Source organism: Micromonospora sp. NPDC047548 (assembly GCF_040642975.1).
Classification (GTDB): domain Bacteria; phylum Actinomycetota; class Actinomycetes; order Mycobacteriales; family Micromonosporaceae; genus Micromonospora.
On the sequence record NZ_JBEYTI010000125.1, the window covers coordinates 1 to 1,474 of the forward strand.

At 66.9% G+C, this 1,474-nt stretch carries 1 protein-coding gene; it reads right to left on the reverse strand.

Features of this window, described 5'->3' with window-relative positions:
* Nucleotides 1–23: 23 nt before the first annotated feature.
* Nucleotides 24–1,256 carry an IS110 family transposase gene (locus ABZ807_RS33360; RefSeq protein ID WP_357167168.1) on the reverse strand — a complete coding sequence of 411 codons (1,233 nt, stop codon included), beginning with the start codon at nt 1,254–1,256 and terminating at the stop codon, nt 24–26.
* Between the last annotated feature and the right edge of the window lie 218 nt (nt 1,257–1,474).

Sequence of the window (1,474 nt, forward strand, 5' to 3'; positions counted from 1 at the left end):
GGGGGGTGTCTCTATGGTCTTTGTCAACCGGTAACGGCGAGGTTTTCGGGGTTTTTGGTGCTGGGTTGCTGGTAGGGCTGCTTGTCACGGAGCATGGCGTAGATGACGTCGGTGCGTCGCCGGGCTAGGCAGATGATGGCGGCGTTGTGCTTCTTCTTCTCGGCCTTTTTGCGGTCGTAGTAGGCGCGGCTGGTCGGGTCGGAGAGGCTGGCGAACGCGGACTGGAACAGCGCGTTCTTGAGGGCGTGGTTGCCTCGTCGGGAGCGGGTCTCGCCCTTGATCGAGGACCCTGACCGGCGGGTCACCGGGGCCAGGCCGGCGTAGGCGGCCAGGTGGGCGGCGCTGGGGAAAGCGGAGCCGTCGCCGACGATGGTGAGGATCTTGAGGCAGGTCCTGACCCCGAGTCCGGGCATCGAGGTCAGGACCTCGTGAAGAGGGTGAGCCTCCAGGCGTGCTTCCAGATCGGCGCCGAGGGACGCGCGTTCGAGGTGGATGTCGCGCAGCTGGGCGGCGACCCCGGAGATGACCCGCCCGAACGCCTGGGTGCCTGGGATGATGACGCTCTGCTCGTCGAGAGCGGTGAGGATCTTCGCGGGCAGGGTCTTGGCCAGCCGTGGCGAGTGCGGCTTCATGATCTCGGTCATGGTCTCGGGGGCCAGCCGTGCCAGGGCGTCCGGGGTCGGGGCCGCGACCAGCAGTTCCAGGACGCCGGGACGGTCGAAGTGCTTACCCAGCAGGCGTTCCAGAGCAGGGTGAACATGGAGCAGGGCGTCGCGTAGCCGGTTGGTCAGGCGGGTGGACTGAGTGGCGAGGTCGTCGTCGTAACCGGCCAGGACCGTCAGATCGGCGACGGTCTCGTCGTCGGTGCCGACCCGGCGCAAGGTATGCGGCATCGTGCGGGCGGCGTCGGCGATGATGAAGGAGTCACGGGCGTCGGTCTTGCCCTCGCCGGGGTACAGGTCGGCGATCCGGCGCATCGCCAGGCCGGGCAGGTAGGCGACATCGATCCCCATCACGCGGGCCACGGCGATGACCAGGGCCCCGATCGAGGCCGGCTGATCGATGATCACCAATACCCTTCCGCGGGTCTGGAGCTTGCTGAGAACCTCCTTCAAGGCGTCTTCCTCGTTGGGCAGCGCCTTGTCGTGCAGGCGTCTGCCGGCTGGGTTGAGCGCGCACGCGTGGTGCTCGCTCTTTCCGACATCTACTCCGCAGTACACGTCGTACCGGTCGGTGCCGGTGTCCTGCTCGGCCAACGCTTGGCCCCTTTGCTCGTACGGAGCAGACCGCCTTGGTGCCTCGCGCCGGCAGCCACGTTACGAGCAGACCAGGAAGCGGTCAGGTCTCTATTAGCGGTCACTGGCACCCTCCGAACCCCGGTGACAACACCCCCCAGATCATGGTCAACAGGGGGACTGAGTCATGCCGCGGCCGGTGGCCTGCAACCCCGGTTGGGGCTACGAAAAAGGTAACG